Here is a 14312-nt window from a genome sequence, read left to right as displayed (position 1 = left end):
GCTCACCGCTCCGCGCCCACGCGTTCGAGCACGCTGGTCAGGTACGGGCCCTCCCGCTCGAGGTTGAAACTGAACCGCGGCCGGTCGCTGTCGTCCTCGACGTCCGAACACGTCACGTCGTCGATGCGGTGGCCGCGAACGGCGGCGATCAGCAACTCGTTGCGTGGCTGGTAGCTGACCGGCCCGATCCGGATCAGGTGCTTGGGGTCGCGCACGAGCGCCAGGTGGAAGGTGCCGCTGCCGCACCAGCCCCCGATCGCCTCGGCCTGACGGAACAGCGCTACCTGGTCGTACAGCGAGTAGTCCTCGGGATAGAGCGCCGTGAAGCCGCGCTCGGCGAACAGCCGTTCGACGTCGGCGGCGTTGGTGCAGCTTCGCCGGTTGGTCCTGCGCGCCACGAAGAATCGCCGCGGCCACTCCCGCGGCGCGGCCTGCGCGGCGAGCCGGTCACCCACCTCGTTCCAGGTGTCGACGATTCCGGGGTGGACGTACTGGGGGATGCTGAACATCGGGGTGCCGGAGAGCAGGCGCTCCACCCGCACGTACCCGTCGATCAGCACGATCCGGTCGCGGGGGATGCCGCACGCTTCGTAGAAGCCGTACTCCCATTCGGCGACCACCGGCCGCGTCCGGGTCGCGCCGAGCAGCACCTTGACGTCCGGATCGACCTCGAGGGCGGCGTGCCAGCTCCACACCCGGGACAGGGTCTCGGTCATCAGGTGCCCGAAGTGTCCCCGGATCTCGTTGTCGAGGTGCAGGTAGCTGCCACGCAGGCGGGGCAGTTCGGCCGGTACCCGGCGGCGCGGGATGCCGAAGCCGGGGGCCACGTCGACCACGCTGCGACTGGTCAAGTAACGACGCTGGTGGTGCCGGTAGCTGTCGGCCATGATCGCGGCGTCCGTCATCACGACCTGCTCGATGCCCACGATGGCGTCGCGATACTCCCGCAGGCTGAGCTTCGACTTGCCGATCCGGCCGTCGACGGGCGGATCGCGGCGCACCGGGCCTTCGGTGTAGTCCCTGAGTTGTGGCGCCTTGCCCGCCGGCCGAACCTCCAGCACGCGGCCGTGTCGTTCCGACTTGCCGAGGTAGGCGTTCGTCCGTGGTTCGTCGAGCTTCACCCGGACGTCGGGCAGGTCGTGGGAGAGCACCAGGTCGTCCTTCACGCCGCGGGCCCGCACATGCTGGCGGAGCGCGCGCAGCGAGTTCTCTGCGATCGACCGGCGGCCGGGGCTGCGCAGCGTCGCTGACCGCGGCCGCGTGGCGGCCTCGGCGAGGTAGGTGCCCAACTCGCCAGGGTCGGGGCCGAGTTCGCCCGCCCCGCCCGGCACCACGTACAGCCCGCCGGGGGTCAGGTGGTAGAAGAGCCGGCGGAAGCGCTTGCGTCGGTCGTCGGCGCGATCGGCGTCGATGATCACGTCGATCGGGTGGCGTGCCGCCAGCCGCTCGGGCAGGTTGCCGGTGTCCTCGGCCGCCGAGATCACCGACCATTCCGGGAATGCGTCCCGGAGCGCCTCGACCGATCCGGTCACCGCGGGGGTGAGCACCACCACTGTCGCGTAGCCGTCGCTGGGCAGGTGCTTGCGCAGCAGCTTGACCAGTCTTCGGGTCGTGGCGTCACCGGAATCCGGCTGCTGCCCGAGTGCTTGCTTGAGTTGCTCCCACACGTGTCGAAACTCCTCCACCGAGAAGGTCGGTCGGCGCTGTTGCTCTCCACCCTAACGGCCGGGGCGGCGCGAGGGGTTTGCACGCCCGGGATGGATGCCCCCGGGCGTGCACGTCCGGCCCCGATAGGATGCCCGCATGGCGCGCGTGATCGTGGATGTGATGCCCAAGGCCGAAATCCTTGACCCGCAGGGCAAGGCCGTGACCGGTGCCCTGCAGCGGCTCGGCTTCGCCGGCCTGACGGTGCGGCAGGGCAAGCGTTTCGAGGTCGAGGTCGACGGTGAACTCACCGACGAGGTCCTCGGCCAGGTCCGTGAGGCTGCGGAGAAACTGCTCGCCAACACGGTGATCGAGGCGTTCGACGTGCGGGTCGAGCAGTGAGCCGGATCGGTGTCGTCACCTTCCCCGGCTCTCTGGACGACCATGACGCGCAGCGTGCGGTGAAGCTGGCCGGTCACGAGCCGGTTGCGCTGTGGCACGCTCACGAGTCGCTGCAGGAGGTCGAGGCGGTGATCCTCCCGGGTGGCTTCTCCTACGGCGACTACCTGCGCTGCGGGGCGATCGCTCGGTTCAGCCCGATCATGACCGAGGTGATCCGGGCGGCCGAGGGCGGCCTGCCGGTGCTCGGCATCTGCAACGGCTTCCAGGTGCTGTGCGAGTCGCACCTGCTGCCGGGCGCCCTGATCCGCAACGATGTCCGCACGTTCGTCTGCCGCGACCAGAAACTGCGTGTCGAATCGGTCGACACCGTCTGGACCAACGCCTTCGTGCCCGGCCAGGAGATCGTCATCGTGCTCAAGAACGGCGAGGGCGGCTTCGTCGCGGACGCCGCCACGATCGAGCGGCTCGAGGGTGAGAACCAGGTGGTCTTCCGCTACCTGGACGGCAACCCCAACGGCTCGCTGAACGACATCGCCGGCGTCACCAACGCTCGCGGCAACGTCGTCGGGCTGATGCCGCATCCGGAGCACAACATGGAGGAGTTGACCTCCCCTTCGCTCGATGGGCGCGGATTCTTCGCGTCGCTGGAACGGTTCCTCACCGCGCACGTCGGCTGATCGTCCACCTGCACCGGACGAGATCCCGGGGCGGGCCGGGGATGACGGTTCCCGGACTTGGCGGACCGAGGGGACTACGCCCCCGCCGGCACCGCCTCAGCGCGTCGCCCGGCTCACTCGCGAGGCCAGCGGACTGTCGCCGAGCCCGGGCAGCAGCTCGGCGCCCCCCAGCCCGTCGCCGCGGGGCGCGGTCAGTTGGAAGTCCGGCCACTCCATGGTGAGGTAGGCGACGAACTTGCCCCGCACCCGGGTGGAGTCGAACGTACGGCCCAGGGCGCACACGGTGGGCGCCGCGTGCCGACCCAGCCCGACGCGATGGGCCGCGGCCCCGACGGCCTCGGCCAAATGGGCGGCCGCCTTGTCCAGGATGTTGCGCGCGACCAGGTCCGAGGCGGACGCCTCGTCGACCACGGCGGCGTAGGAGGCGACCCGGGACACCCTGTCCGGATCGGACTGCAGCTCGAGGTAGGCCAGTTCGAGATCGTCGAAGTTCCGGCCGATCAGTTCGGTCAACACCGTCGACGAGCGGCGTCCGTCATACCCTCGCATGGCCGCCTCGAGGGCGTTGCGGCCGATCCAGAACGCCGAACCGGCGTCACCCATGATCCAGCCCCAGCCGTCCACCCGGGCCACCTCGGTCGGTCCGACCCCCAACGTCACCACGCCCGTGCCGCAGGCGATCATCACGCCCTGCTCGTCACCCAGCGCGCCCAGGTAGCAGATCGTCGAGTCGTGGGCGAGCAGCACCTCGTCGATCGAGGTTCCGGTCAGCTCGGCGAGGCACGCGGAGGCGTCCGGCCGGTCGAGCCCGGAGGAGCCGCAGGCCAGCACCGACGGCGTCGCTCCGGTCCGCTCGATGATGCTGCGGACGGCCGCCGCGATCTGCGGCTCGATGGGGCGGCTGGTGTCGACCCCCTTGCCGCGGCCCAGCTGCCGATCGGAGTCGGCTGAGCGCAGGCTCCACGAAATGCTGGTCTGGCCGCAGTCGATGGCGAGGACGCCTCTTGCCTGGTCGGTCACGGTGATCACCGCCCTTCGGCTCGAAGTTTAGGACCGTCCAGCGGCCCGGCGGGTCGCGTTCAGGGCGAACCTGCCGCAGCGATCGAGCAGGGTCGGATTCTCGTCGACGCACCTAGCCAGGCTGGAATTCAACGGAGGTGGATATACCGATTCTCGACGTCGATCCGGAATGAAACGTTTTCGAAGCGTCCCTGGGGCCATCGACGTCGAAAAACGGTATATAGGCACTGGATGAAATGGTGCGCATGCGCACGCGTCAGCAGCGCTGCCATCGCCGCCGCGGCGCGGCGCCCCCATCGGCCAGCCGACTGTCCGGCAAGCCCCGCACCTCGGACGCCGCACGGCCCTGAGCGCCGAGACGGTAGCTTGTGGGGCGTGGTCGACACCGTGACGCATGCCGCCGAAACGCCTGATCTCGAACAGCCCTGGGCTGCCCTGGGCCTGCGCGGGAACGAGTACGACAAGATCCGCGAGATCCTCGGACGCCGGCCGACCTCGTGCGAGCTGGCCATGTACTCGGTGATGTGGTCGGAGCACTGCTCGTACAAGTCCTCCAAGGTGCACCTGAAGAAGTTCGGGGTGCTGGGTGACGAGACACCGCGCGGCAAGCTGCTGGCCGGCATCGGCGAGCAGGCCGGCGTGGTCGACATCGGCGGTGACTGGGCGGTCACGTTCAAGATCGAATCGCACAACCACCCCTCCTACGTCGAGCCCTACCAGGGCGCGGCCACCGGGGTCGGCGGCATCGTCCGCGACATCCTCGCGATGGGTGCCCGGCCGATTGGGGTGATGGACCCGCTGCGGTTCGGCCCGCTGGACGCCCCCGACACCGCCCGCGTGCTGCCCGGCATCGTCGCCGGGGTCGGCGGCTACGGCAACTGTCTCGGCCTGCCCAACATCGGCGGCGAGGTCGTCTTCGACCCCACCTACTACGGAAATCCCCTGGTCAACGCACTGTGCGTCGGCGTTCTCAAGCACGACGACCTGCACCTGGCGTTCGCCCGCGGCACCGGCAACAAGGTGATCCTGTACGGCGCGGCCACTGGTGGCGACGGCATCGGCGGGGCGTCCATCCTGGCGTCGGAGACCTTCGACGCCGACGGCCCGGCCAAGCGTCCCAGCGTGCAGGTCGGCGACCCGTTCATGGAGAAGCTGCTGATCGAGTGCACGCTGGAGCTGTTCGCCGAGGACCTGATCCAGGGCATCCAGGATCTCGGCGCTGCGGGGCTGTCGTGCGCGACCTCCGAGCTGGCCAGCGCCGGCGACGGCGGCATGCACGTCAACCTCAACACGGTGCCGCTGCGCGACCACACGCTGGCGCCCGAAGAGATCCTGATGAGCGAGTCGCAGGAGCGGATGATGGCGGTCGTCGAGCCGCACAACGTCGACCGCTTCCTTGAGATCTGCGCGAAGTGGGACGTGCTGGCCACCGTGGTCGGCGAAGTCACCGACGGCGATCGGTTGATCATCGAGTGGGACGGCGAGGTGGTCGTCGACGTCGACCCGGTCACGGTCGCCCACGACGGCCCCACCTACCATCGCCCCTACGCCCGGCCCGACTGGATCGACGCACTGAACGCCGATTCGGCCAGCCGGCTGCCCCGCGCCCGCGACGGCGAGGAGCTGGCCGACACCGTGCTGCGGCTGGCCGGGTCGCCGAACCTGTGCGACAAGTCCTGGGTCACCGACCAGTACGACCGCTACGTGCGCGGCAACACCGTGCTGGCGCAGCCCGAGGACGGCGGGGTGCTGCGGATCGACGAGGAGAGCGGCCTGGGCATCGCCCTGGCCACCGACTGCAACGCACGCTTCGCCTACCTGAACCCGTACCTCGGGGCACAGCTGGCGTTGTGCGAGGCGTACCGCAACGTGGCGGTCACCGGCGCCGAGCCGGTGGCGATCACCGACTGCCTCAACTTCGGCAGCCCCGAGGATCCCAGCGTGATGTGGCAGTTCTCCGAGGCCATCCTGGGCCTGGTGGACGGCTGTCGCGCCCTGGGGACGCCGGTCACCGGCGGCAACGTCTCGTTCTACAACCAGACCGGCGAGACCAACATCATCCCGACCCCGGTGGTGGGCGTGCTGGGCGTGATCGACGACGTCGCCGACCGGGTCACGGCCGGATTCAGCAACCCCGGAGACGCGATCTTCCTGCTCGGCGACACCCGGGACGACCTGTCCGGCACCACCTGGGCGGACGTCATCCACGACGGGCATCTGGGCGGCATGCCGCCGTTGCCCGACTTCGAGCACGAGCAGCGGCTGGCCCAGGTGCTGGTGGCGGCGTCCAAGGCGCATCTGCTGAGCTCGGCGCACGATCTGGCCGACGGCGGTCTGTCACAGGCGCTGGTCGAATCCTGCCTGCGTCGTGGGCTGGGTGTGGCACTGACCCTGCCCGACGGTGACCCCACCGTGCAGCTGTTCAGCGAGACACCCGGCCGGGTGCTGGTGTCGCTGCCGGCGTCCACCGCTCAGGAGTTCGAGGAGTTGTGCCGCCGGCACGACATCACCCTGACCCGGCTAGGCGAGGTCACCGAGCTGGCCGAGCTCGAGGTGGTGGGCCGCTTCGCACTGCCGCTGGAGGAGATCCGCACCCGCTGGCAGGCTCCGCTGCGCGAGGCAATGGCGCACTGACCCGCGTCGTTCGCACCGCCGTCCCACGGCGAGCGATCGTCCGCCCCGCAACCCATCGGGGGACCCTTCCGGGTAGACCCTGCTGTTGTCGACAGGCGCGTGCGCAAGAATGGACCGGTCCAGGCTTAGCGGCCCCAGCACCTTTCGCAAGGACAAGTGAGGAAGCGATGACGCAGAACCCGTGGGAGCGCCCCGTCGAGAGCGAGCAGGCGAATCCCGAGACGTCCGAGCCCGCAACCGGGCAGCAGCCGTGGGGGAGTCCGTCGGAGCCCTCGGGCGATCAGGCGGCGCCCGTGCCGGGGGAGTTCGACCAGCCGGTGGCGGCGTCCGACGTGCCGGACGTGTCGGACTCGACGGGCTCGGCCGATCAGCCGTCCGAACCGGCTACCGAGGACGCGCCGGCTGACGAGGAGTCGGGCAGTCCCGAGCAGTGGCCGACCGAACCCGCCGAACCCGCAGAACCCGCCGAACCCGCCCAGCCCGAGCCCTGGCAGAGTGACGTGCCCGATGACCGCCCCGACGTCGTCGACGCCCCGACCGAAGACAACCCGAGCGGCGAGTTCGACGTGCGGGCGAGTGCCGCACCGGTCGAGCAGGGCGACGCCGAGGTCGTGGACGCCGAGGTCGTCGACGAGCCGGCCGACGAGCCGCAGCAGGCCGACTCCGATTCGTTCGTCGAGGACGCCGTCGTGGTGGACGCGACCGAGGAGTCCCCGGCCGGGCACCGGCATGAGGCGCAGGCAACGGGCGAGGGCATGCCCGAGTCGCCGACCCAGGCCGAGAACTCCGCCGGCGACCCGACCGACGCCGGCGCCGAGGACTTCGCCGCCGACGCCCCCACCACCCAGGGCGACCAGCCCGAGACCGCTCTTTTCGTGGCGGGCTTCGAGTCGACGCCGGAGCATTCCGGGCCGGCGGCCGACCCCTACGACGTGTTCGAGGAGAGCGAGGCGACGGCGGAGGGCATGCCCGAGTCGCCCGCCCAGGCCGCCGAGGATGTGGGTGACGAGGGCGACGCGTCGACCGGGCCGACCCCCCACCAGGGCCTCGACCCCGCCGGCCTCGACCTCGGCCAGGCGGAACCGCCCGCCCCGGTCGGCACGGATTTCGACTCCGCCGCCAGCAATCGCCAACCGCAGCAGCCCGCTGCCACCGGCGGATCGCCCCTGGACCTGCCCGGCAGCATGCCGACGTCCGCTCCCGGCGCGTTCGATCTGGGCGCCACTCCGCCCGGTGTGGGTGGGCCCTTCGAGCAGAGCCCGTACGCGCAACAGGGCGGCTACGGTCAGCCCGGTGGCTACGGTCAGCAACAGCCGGCGGCCGGCTACGGCCAGCCCACCCAGCCTCCCGGCTATGGCCAGTCGACGCCCTATGGCCAACCCGCCCCCTATGGGCAGCCCGGTCCGCAGGGACCCTACGGGCAGCAGTCCGGCTACGGCCAACCGGCGCAGCCAGGGTACGGCCAGGACACCTCCGGCTACGGCCAGGTGCCGGGTGCGGCCTCCGGCCCGACCGCGCCGTACGGCCAGGTGCCGGGTGCGGCCTCCGGTCCGACCGCGCCGTACGGCCAGCCCAGCGGCTACGGGCAGTCCGGTTATGGCCAGGCTCCAAGCGCGGCGTCGGGCCAGACCGCCCCCTATGGGCAGACCGGCTACGGCCAGGCTCCGAGTGCGGCGTCCGGTCCGACCGGCCCGTACGGCCAGGGTCAGGGCGGCTACGGGGCACCGTCGGCGGCCTCCGGACCCTCCGGCGTCCAGGCCGGCGGCTACGGCCAGCCGCAGTCCGCGTTCGGTCAGCAACCCGGCCAGGGCCAGCCCCAGCAGCCCTACGCCGATCCGGCCGGGCAACAGGGCTACGGTCAGCAGTCGCCCTACGGGCAGCAGAACCCCTACGGCGGTGGCTACGGCCAGCAGGGCGGGTACGGCATGCAGCCCTACTCCGGAATGAGCCCCAACGAGGAGAAGACCTGGGCGATGGCTGCGCACTGGTCGGGTCCGGTGGCGTCGCTGATCACCGTCGGGGTGCTCGGCTGGCTGGGCCCGCTCATCGTGCTGACCGCCCAGGGCAACAAGAGCCCGCGGGTCCGGGCCGCCGCCATCCAGGCGCTCAACTTCCAGATCACGGTGGCCATCGGCTTCATCATCAGCTACATCCTGATGGGGGTCGTCATCGGCGCCGTGCTGCTGCCGCTGGTCGGCATCCTCAGCCTGGTCTTCTCGATCATGGGCACCCTGTCCGAGAATCAGAACCGGCCCTACACCTACCCCTTCTCGATCAAGATCGCCAAGTAGCGTCACCCTCCAGCGCCCGCCGGCCCGTCCGGCGGGCGCTGGCGCGCGTGGGGTGCCCGTCCGCAGGCGGTAGAGTGAGCGCGTGCTTCGTCCGGACGGCCGCCTGACCCACGATCTGGATCCGCAGGACAAGGGACCCCAGGACGCCTGTGGGGTGTTCGGGGTGTGGGCGCCGGGCGAAGAGGTGGCGAAGCTGTCCTACTTCGGCCTGTACGCGCTGCAGCACCGCGGCCAGGAATCCGCCGGCGTCTCGGTCAGCAACGGCGAGCGGATGATGGTGTTCAAGGACATGGGACTCGTCTCCCAGGTGTTCGACGAACCCACCCTCAACTCCCTGCACGGGCACCTCGCGATCGCCCAGTGCCGCTACTCGACCACCGGGGCCAGCGTCTGGAACAACGCCCAGCCCACCTTCCGGGCCACCGACTCCGGCGGCCTCGCGCTGGCCCACAACGGCAACCTCACCAATACCGACGAGTTGGAGACCTGGCTCAAGGAGCGCGACGCCAGCCAGGAGGTGCCGCACAAGGACCGGATGGATTCCACCAGCGACACCGCCCTGGTGACGGCCATCATGGCCACCTACTCACACCTCGGCGTGCACGGTGCGGCGATGGAGGTGCTGCCACGGCTGCGCGGCGCCTTCTGTTTCGTGTTCATGGACGAGCACTCCCTCTATGCGGCGCGCGACCCGCAGGGCATCCGCCCGCTGGTGCTCGGACGCCTCTCCAACGGGTGGGTGGTGGCGTCGGAGACCGCCGGGCTGGACATCGTCGGCGCGACGTTCATCCGCGAGGTCGAGCCGGGCGAACTGATCACCATCGACGAGGGCGGCCTGCGCTCCACCCGTTTCGCCGAGGCCGACCCGAAGGGCTGCCTGTTCGAGTACGTCTATCTGGCCAGGCCGGACACCCAGATCAGCAACCGGCGCATCCACTCGGTGCGCGTCGAGATCGGCCGCACCCTCGCCCTGGAATCGCCGGCGGACGCCGACCTGGTCATCCCCACCCCGGAGTCCGGCATCCCGGCCGCCATCGGCTATGCGGACGCCTCGGGCATTCCGTACGGGCTGGGGCTCACCCGCAACGCCTACGTGGGCCGCACCTTCATCCAGCCCTCCAACACGATGCGGCAGCTCGGCATCCGGTTGAAGCTCAACCCGATCCGCGACGTCATCGAGGGCAAGCGGCTGGTGGTGGTCGACGATTCGATCGTCCGCGGCAACACCCAGCGTGCGCTGGTGAAGATGCTGCGCGAGGCCGGGGCGGCCGAGGTGCACGTGCGGATCAGTTCGCCGCCGGTGCAGTGGCCGTGTTTCTACGGCATCGACTTCGCCACCCGCGCCGAGCTGATCGCGCCCGGGTTGAGCACCGAGGAGATCTGCCGCTCGATCGGCGCCGACTCGCTGGGCTACATCAGTCTTGAGGGTCTGATCGCCTCGACCGGGCTGGCCAAGAAGAGCCTGTGCCGGGCCTGCTTCGACGGGGTGTACCCGGTCGAGGTGCCGGCCGGACGGGCCGAGAAGATGCGACTCGAGCAGGGGACCACCGCGTGACCGACACAACCGCCGTCCCGTCCGCCTACGCCGCCGCCGGCGTTGACATCGAGGCGGGCGACCGGGCCGTCGAGTTGATGAAGTCGCACGTCGCGGCGACCCGGCGGCCCGAGGTGCTGGGGGGACTCGGCGGCTTCGCCGGCTTCTTCGACGCCTCGGCGCTGGCCCGTTACGACCACCCGGTGCTGGCCACCTCGACCGACGGTGTGGGCACCAAGGTCGCCATCGCGCAGGCCCTGGACGTGCACGACACCATCGGCTGGGACCTGATCGGCATGCTGGTCGACGATCTGGTCGTCACCGGCGCCGAGCCACTGTTCGTCACCGACTACATCGCCTGCGGCCGGGTGGTGCCCGAACGCATCGCCGCCATCGTCAAGGGCATCGCGCAGGCGTGCGCGGCCGCCGGGGCGTCCCTGCTGGGCGGCGAGACCGCCGAGCATCCGGGCCTGCTGGGCCCCGACGAGTACGACATCGCCGGGGCCACCACCGGTGTGGTCGAGAAGGCGAAGATCCTCGGGCCCGAACGGGTCCGCGGCGACGACGTGGTGCTCGCCCTGGCGTCCTCGGGGCTGCACTCCAACGGCTACTCGCTGGTGCGCAAGGTGCTGCTCACCGACGCCGGCTGGTCGCTGGAGCGCCAGGTGGCCGACTTCGGGCGGACGCTGGGCGAGGAGCTGCTCACCCCCACCCGGGTGTACGCCAAGGACGTCCTGGCACTGATTGAGGCCGTCGAGGTGCACGCGATCAGCCACATCACCGGCGGTGGCCTGGCGAACAACCTGGTCCGGGTGCTGCCCGAGGGGGTCTCGGTCCGGCTCGACCGGGCCAGCTGGACGCCGCCGCCGGTGTTCACCACCGTGCAGCGGGTGGGCGCGGTGTCGCAGCCCGACATCGAGGCGACGCTCAACATGGGCGTCGGGATGGCGGTGCTGCTGCCCGCCTCCGAGGTGGACGCGGGGCAGGCCCTGCTGACCGCCCGTGGGATCGATTCCTGGGTGCTCGGCGAGGCGTCCGAGGCGCCAGGCAGGCCCGCTTCGGTGGTGCTCGAGGGCACACATCCCGTTGCGTGAGGCGTGCTTTGCTGGCTGGGGGTCATTGGGTACCCTGTGCTCACGACACATTTCTGACGAATGAAGCGGCCTAGCCGCTGTGACCTGCGAGGGGGCTGACCCATATGGGGCGCGGCCGTGCCAAGGCGAAGCAAACACGAGTTGCTCGCGATCTCAAGTACCGTTCCTTCGATACCGACTTCAGTTCGCTCGAGCGTGAACTCCGGGGCGACAGCTATTCCGAGGCCGAGACGAGCGTCGACGAGGCCGAGGACGAAGAGGACGACCCCTACGCCGAACTGGCGAGCCGCTACGCCGAAGACGGCGAGGGCGACGCCCGCCGTTTCGGCTGACGGCACGCACTCTCTCCACCACGGGCCTGGGTGCCCGCCGTCCTGGCTGCCCGAAGGCGTAGGGGGCACTCGTCAGGCGTAGCGACGGGCGACCTCGACGGCCTGCCGAGCGTACGATCCACCGAACAGGTCCGCGTGCACCAGCAGTGGGTGCAACTGGTGCAGGCCGATCAGGTCGGACCACCCGTCGGGTAACCACTCGGACGCCTCGGCGTACGCGGCGTGGATGCGTGACAGCTGGGGCGTCCCGAACAGGGCGAGCATCGCCAGGTCGGTGAGCCGGTGACCGCCATGGGCCGCCGGGTCGATCAGCACCACTCCGTCCGGCGACCACAGGACGTTGCCGCTCCACAGGTCGCCGTGCAGGCGCGCCGGGGGCGCCATGTCGTCGAACTCACCCGCGGCCAGTCGGGTGAACACCCGCTCGAGTGCGGGATCGGCCAGCCCGGCCCGCTCGGCGTGGAAGGCGCAACGATCCTGCGCGTACCAGCCGCCCCACGAGGCGGGCGCCTGGCTGCGAAGCAGCAGCGGCGCGTCGCCGATCCAGCCGACGCCGGGGCCGTCGTCCGGACCTACGCCGAAGTGGGCCGCGCCGGCGTCGTGGGTGCGGGCGAGCAGGCGTCCGAACTCCTCGGCGGCGGCGGGGGACGCCGAAGCGGGCTCGACCCGGTCGATCACCAGCTGGTCGCGGGACACCTCGTGCACCCGCGCGATCCGGACGCCGTGGGCGTCCGCCAACCAGCGCAGCCCGGCCGCCTCGGCCGCGAAGAAGCCCTCGGGAGCGCCGCGACGGGTCTTGGTGAAGGTCCCCACTGCCATAGCGCCGAGCCTATGTCAGCCCCCGCACCCTGCTGGAACAGCTTGTCAACGCTACTTTCGTGGCGGGTGAGAGCTCTCTCATGCCCCTCTCCGCTTCTCTTCACCGCGGGTTGGTTCAGTAGTGGGCACAGAGCAACCCAGTCCACGAAAGGGACCCATCATGAAGCTCCAGAAGACCACCGCCGCCTGGATCGTCACCGGCGCGCTCGGCATCACCACCTTCTCCGGCGCCGCAGCCGCGTTCGCCGAGAGCCAGACGAGCCTCAGCAGCACCGGACTCGCGGCGACCGCGGTCGTCGGCGAGCAGGTGACCGCGCAGGCCGCCCCGAACGCCGTCACGGCGCCCTCGACGGCCACCGCGAACACGGCCATCACCGCCCCGACCACTGCGTCGGCGGCCACCGCCAACACGCCGGCCTCTCCGGTCTCGGCGAACACCCCCAACACTCCCAACTCGCCCGTTTCGCCGGCCTCGGCCAACACCCCGAACTCGCCGGTCTCGCCCAACACCCCGGCCTCGCCCAACACGCCGAACAGCCCCGCCTCGGCCCCCTCGGCCGACAGCGGCAACTGACCGGCCGAAGCGCTGGGGCCGCAAAGCTTCGGATGCCCGCCCAGCGCGGGCATCCGGCATGCTTGGGGAAAGTTCGAGGAGGACCTGGTGACAATCGACCGCGCGTTGGCCCTGATGACCTCGGCCGAAGCTGGAGAGGTGCTGCAGCTGGCGCTGACCGGTGACCCCGGCGTCCGGTTGCCGGGGTTCAGGTTCTCCCTCGACCGCGTCCATCACCGTCCGGGCGCCGACGTCAGCGCGATCTACCAGATTTGGTACGACCTGCCCTCGGCGGAGTCGCCCACCGAGGAATGGCTCGGCCTGACCACCGTCGCGGTCACCGAGGGCGTCGCCACCCTGGTTCACAACGACCTGGTGGTGCGGGCCTGGCGGCATCCGGCGGACCCGAAGCTGGCCGGCCTGCCGTCGGCGTGCGATGCGAGCGTGGTCGGCGGGTGGCTCGGTGCGCCGGTCGAGTTGGAGATGCTGGCCTATCGACCGTTGCGCCGCGCCGTGCTGGCCGCGCGCGGGCGGCGTCCGGCGTTCGTCAAGGTGCTGCGGCCCGAGAAGGCCGAGCCGCTCGCGCAACGCCAGCGGTTGCTGCACGCGGCCGGCATCGCCCCCGCGGTGATCGGGCAGCCCGAGCCGGGTGTGGTGATCAGCGCCGTCGCCGAGGGCCAGTCCCTTGCGCACGCCCTGGTGGCCTGGCCGGACGACCCCAGCCACCTGCCCACGCCGAAGTCCCTGATCGACCTGCTGGACGCCCTGCCGCACGAGGCTGTGCGGTTTCCCCGGCGGGACTCGTGGAGCGACCGGATCGACTTCCATGCCGCCGGGGCGGTCGCCGTCCTGCCCGATCAGCGCGACGAGATCCAGGCGCTGGCGGCCGAGATCGCCCAGGTGCTGAGGCATGCGCCGGTCGGGCCGACCGTGCCCACCCACGGCGACTACTACGAGGCCAACATCTTCACCGTCGCGGCGCGGGCGACGTCGGTGATCGACGTCGACTCGGTCGGACCGGGACGCCGCGACGACGACCTGGCCTGCCTGCTCGGCCACGTCGCGGTGCTGCCCAACCTGTCGCCCGACCACTACGCGCGGGTCGGCGAGGTGGTCGAGGCCTGGCGCACCGAGTTCGAGGCCACGGTGCACCCTGCGTCCCTGCGTGCCCGCACGGCCGCGGTGATCCTCAGCCTGGTATCCGGCGCCGAGACGCCCACGGCCCTGGCCCGGCTCGACCTGGCCCGGGCCTGGCTGGTGCGCGCCCGGCAGGCGTTGGGCTGAGCGGGGCAGCCGGTCGATGAGAGAACTC

At 70.8% G+C, this 14312-nt stretch carries 12 protein-coding genes; 8 read left to right on the top strand and 4 right to left on the bottom strand.

Going from position 1 to position 14312, the window contains the following annotated elements; all coding sequences use genetic code 11:
• Positions 1-2: 2 nt before the first annotated feature.
• Positions 3-1667, bottom strand: a complete 1665-nt coding sequence (locus OIE40_RS11700; RefSeq protein WP_264702467.1) for a glycosyltransferase family 61 protein — start codon at positions 1665-1667, stop codon at positions 3-5.
• Between the two features lie 136 nt (positions 1668-1803).
• On the opposite strand from OIE40_RS11700, the gene purS reads away from it, so the two are divergent.
• Both purS and purQ read left to right on the top strand, forming a co-directional pair.
• On the top strand, positions 1804-2046 hold the full coding sequence (gene purS, locus OIE40_RS11695) for a phosphoribosylformylglycinamidine synthase subunit PurS (RefSeq protein ID WP_264702465.1): 243 nt from the start codon (positions 1804-1806) through the stop codon (positions 2044-2046).
• The gene (purQ, locus tag OIE40_RS11690) at positions 2043-2723 is read left to right on the top strand and encodes a phosphoribosylformylglycinamidine synthase subunit PurQ (protein ID WP_264702464.1); all 681 of its coding nucleotides are present in this window, start codon (positions 2043-2045) and stop codon (positions 2721-2723) included. The genes purS and purQ overlap by 4 nt, the downstream gene beginning before the upstream one ends.
• Positions 2724-2819: 96 nt before the next feature.
• Here the strand turns inward: purQ and OIE40_RS11685 are convergent, their stop codons facing one another.
• Positions 2820-3752 (bottom strand): N-acetylglucosamine kinase, encoded by a 933-nt coding sequence (locus OIE40_RS11685; RefSeq protein WP_264702463.1) that lies wholly within the window; start codon positions 3750-3752, stop codon positions 2820-2822.
• A gap of 366 nt (positions 3753-4118) precedes the next feature.
• On the opposite strand from OIE40_RS11685, the gene purL reads away from it, so the two are divergent.
• The 5 genes from purL (at position 4119) to OIE40_RS11660 (ending at position 11628) form a co-directional block, all read left to right on the top strand.
• Positions 4119-6377 (top strand): phosphoribosylformylglycinamidine synthase subunit PurL, encoded by a 2259-nt coding sequence (purL, locus tag OIE40_RS11680; RefSeq protein ID WP_264702462.1) that lies wholly within the window; start codon positions 4119-4121, stop codon positions 6375-6377.
• Between the two features lie 167 nt (positions 6378-6544).
• On the top strand, positions 6545-8668 hold the full coding sequence (locus OIE40_RS11675) for a DUF4870 domain-containing protein (protein WP_264702460.1): 2124 nt from the start codon (positions 6545-6547) through the stop codon (positions 8666-8668).
• 82 nt (positions 8669-8750) lie between these two features.
• Positions 8751-10223 carry an amidophosphoribosyltransferase gene (gene purF, locus OIE40_RS11670; RefSeq protein WP_264702458.1) on the top strand — a complete coding sequence of 491 codons (1473 nt, stop codon included), beginning with the start codon at positions 8751-8753 and terminating at the stop codon, positions 10221-10223.
• On the top strand, positions 10220-11296 hold the full coding sequence (purM, locus tag OIE40_RS11665; RefSeq protein ID WP_264702456.1) for a phosphoribosylformylglycinamidine cyclo-ligase: 1077 nt from the start codon (positions 10220-10222) through the stop codon (positions 11294-11296). The genes purF and purM overlap by 4 nt, the downstream gene beginning before the upstream one ends.
• A gap of 104 nt (positions 11297-11400) precedes the next feature.
• Positions 11401-11628: a DUF3073 domain-containing protein gene (locus OIE40_RS11660; protein ID WP_264702455.1), complete on the top strand. Its 228-nt coding sequence runs from the start codon at positions 11401-11403 to the stop codon at positions 11626-11628.
• Between the two features lie 72 nt (positions 11629-11700).
• Here the strand turns inward: OIE40_RS11660 and OIE40_RS11655 are convergent, their stop codons facing one another.
• Together OIE40_RS11655 and OIE40_RS11650 are read right to left on the bottom strand one after the other, a co-directional pair.
• The gene (locus tag OIE40_RS11655; RefSeq protein WP_264702453.1) at positions 11701-12447 is read right to left on the bottom strand and encodes a fructosamine kinase family protein; all 747 of its coding nucleotides are present in this window, start codon (positions 12445-12447) and stop codon (positions 11701-11703) included.
• Between the two features lie 78 nt (positions 12448-12525).
• The gene (locus tag OIE40_RS11650) at positions 12526-13074 is read right to left on the bottom strand and encodes a hypothetical protein (RefSeq protein ID WP_264702452.1); all 549 of its coding nucleotides are present in this window, start codon (positions 13072-13074) and stop codon (positions 12526-12528) included.
• A 34-nt stretch (positions 13075-13108) separates the two neighbouring features.
• On the opposite strand from OIE40_RS11650, the gene OIE40_RS11645 reads away from it, so the two are divergent.
• Entirely contained in the window at positions 13109-14284 is a 1176-nt protein-coding gene (locus OIE40_RS11645; protein WP_264702451.1) for an aminoglycoside phosphotransferase family protein, read from the top strand.
• Positions 14285-14312: the final 28 nt, after the last annotated feature.

Source organism: Micropruina sonneratiae (assembly GCF_025972045.1).
Classification (GTDB): Bacteria; Actinomycetota; Actinomycetes; order Propionibacteriales; family Propionibacteriaceae; genus Micropruina; species Micropruina sonneratiae.
Note: the sequence above shows the minus strand (reverse complement) of the source record. Positions and strands in the feature narration are given on the sequence as shown.

What these genes read in the sequence shown, in the direction of transcription:
- purS (WP_264702465.1), top strand. Translation starts at nt 1,804, where the DNA reads ATGGCGCGCGTGATCGTGGATGTGATGCCCAAGGCCGAAATCCTTGAC.
- OIE40_RS11675 (WP_264702460.1), top strand. Translation starts at nt 6,545, where the DNA reads ATGACGCAGAACCCGTGGGAGCGCCCCGTCGAGAGCGAGCAGGCGAAT.
- OIE40_RS11660 (WP_264702455.1), top strand. Translation starts at nt 11,401, where the DNA reads ATGGGGCGCGGCCGTGCCAAGGCGAAGCAAACACGAGTTGCTCGCGAT.
- OIE40_RS11655 (WP_264702453.1), bottom strand. Translation starts at nt 12,447, where the DNA reads ATGGCAGTGGGGACCTTCACCAAGACCCGTCGCGGCGCTCCCGAGGGC.
- OIE40_RS11650 (WP_264702452.1), bottom strand. Translation starts at nt 13,074, where the DNA reads ATGCCCGCGCTGGGCGGGCATCCGAAGCTTTGCGGCCCCAGCGCTTCG.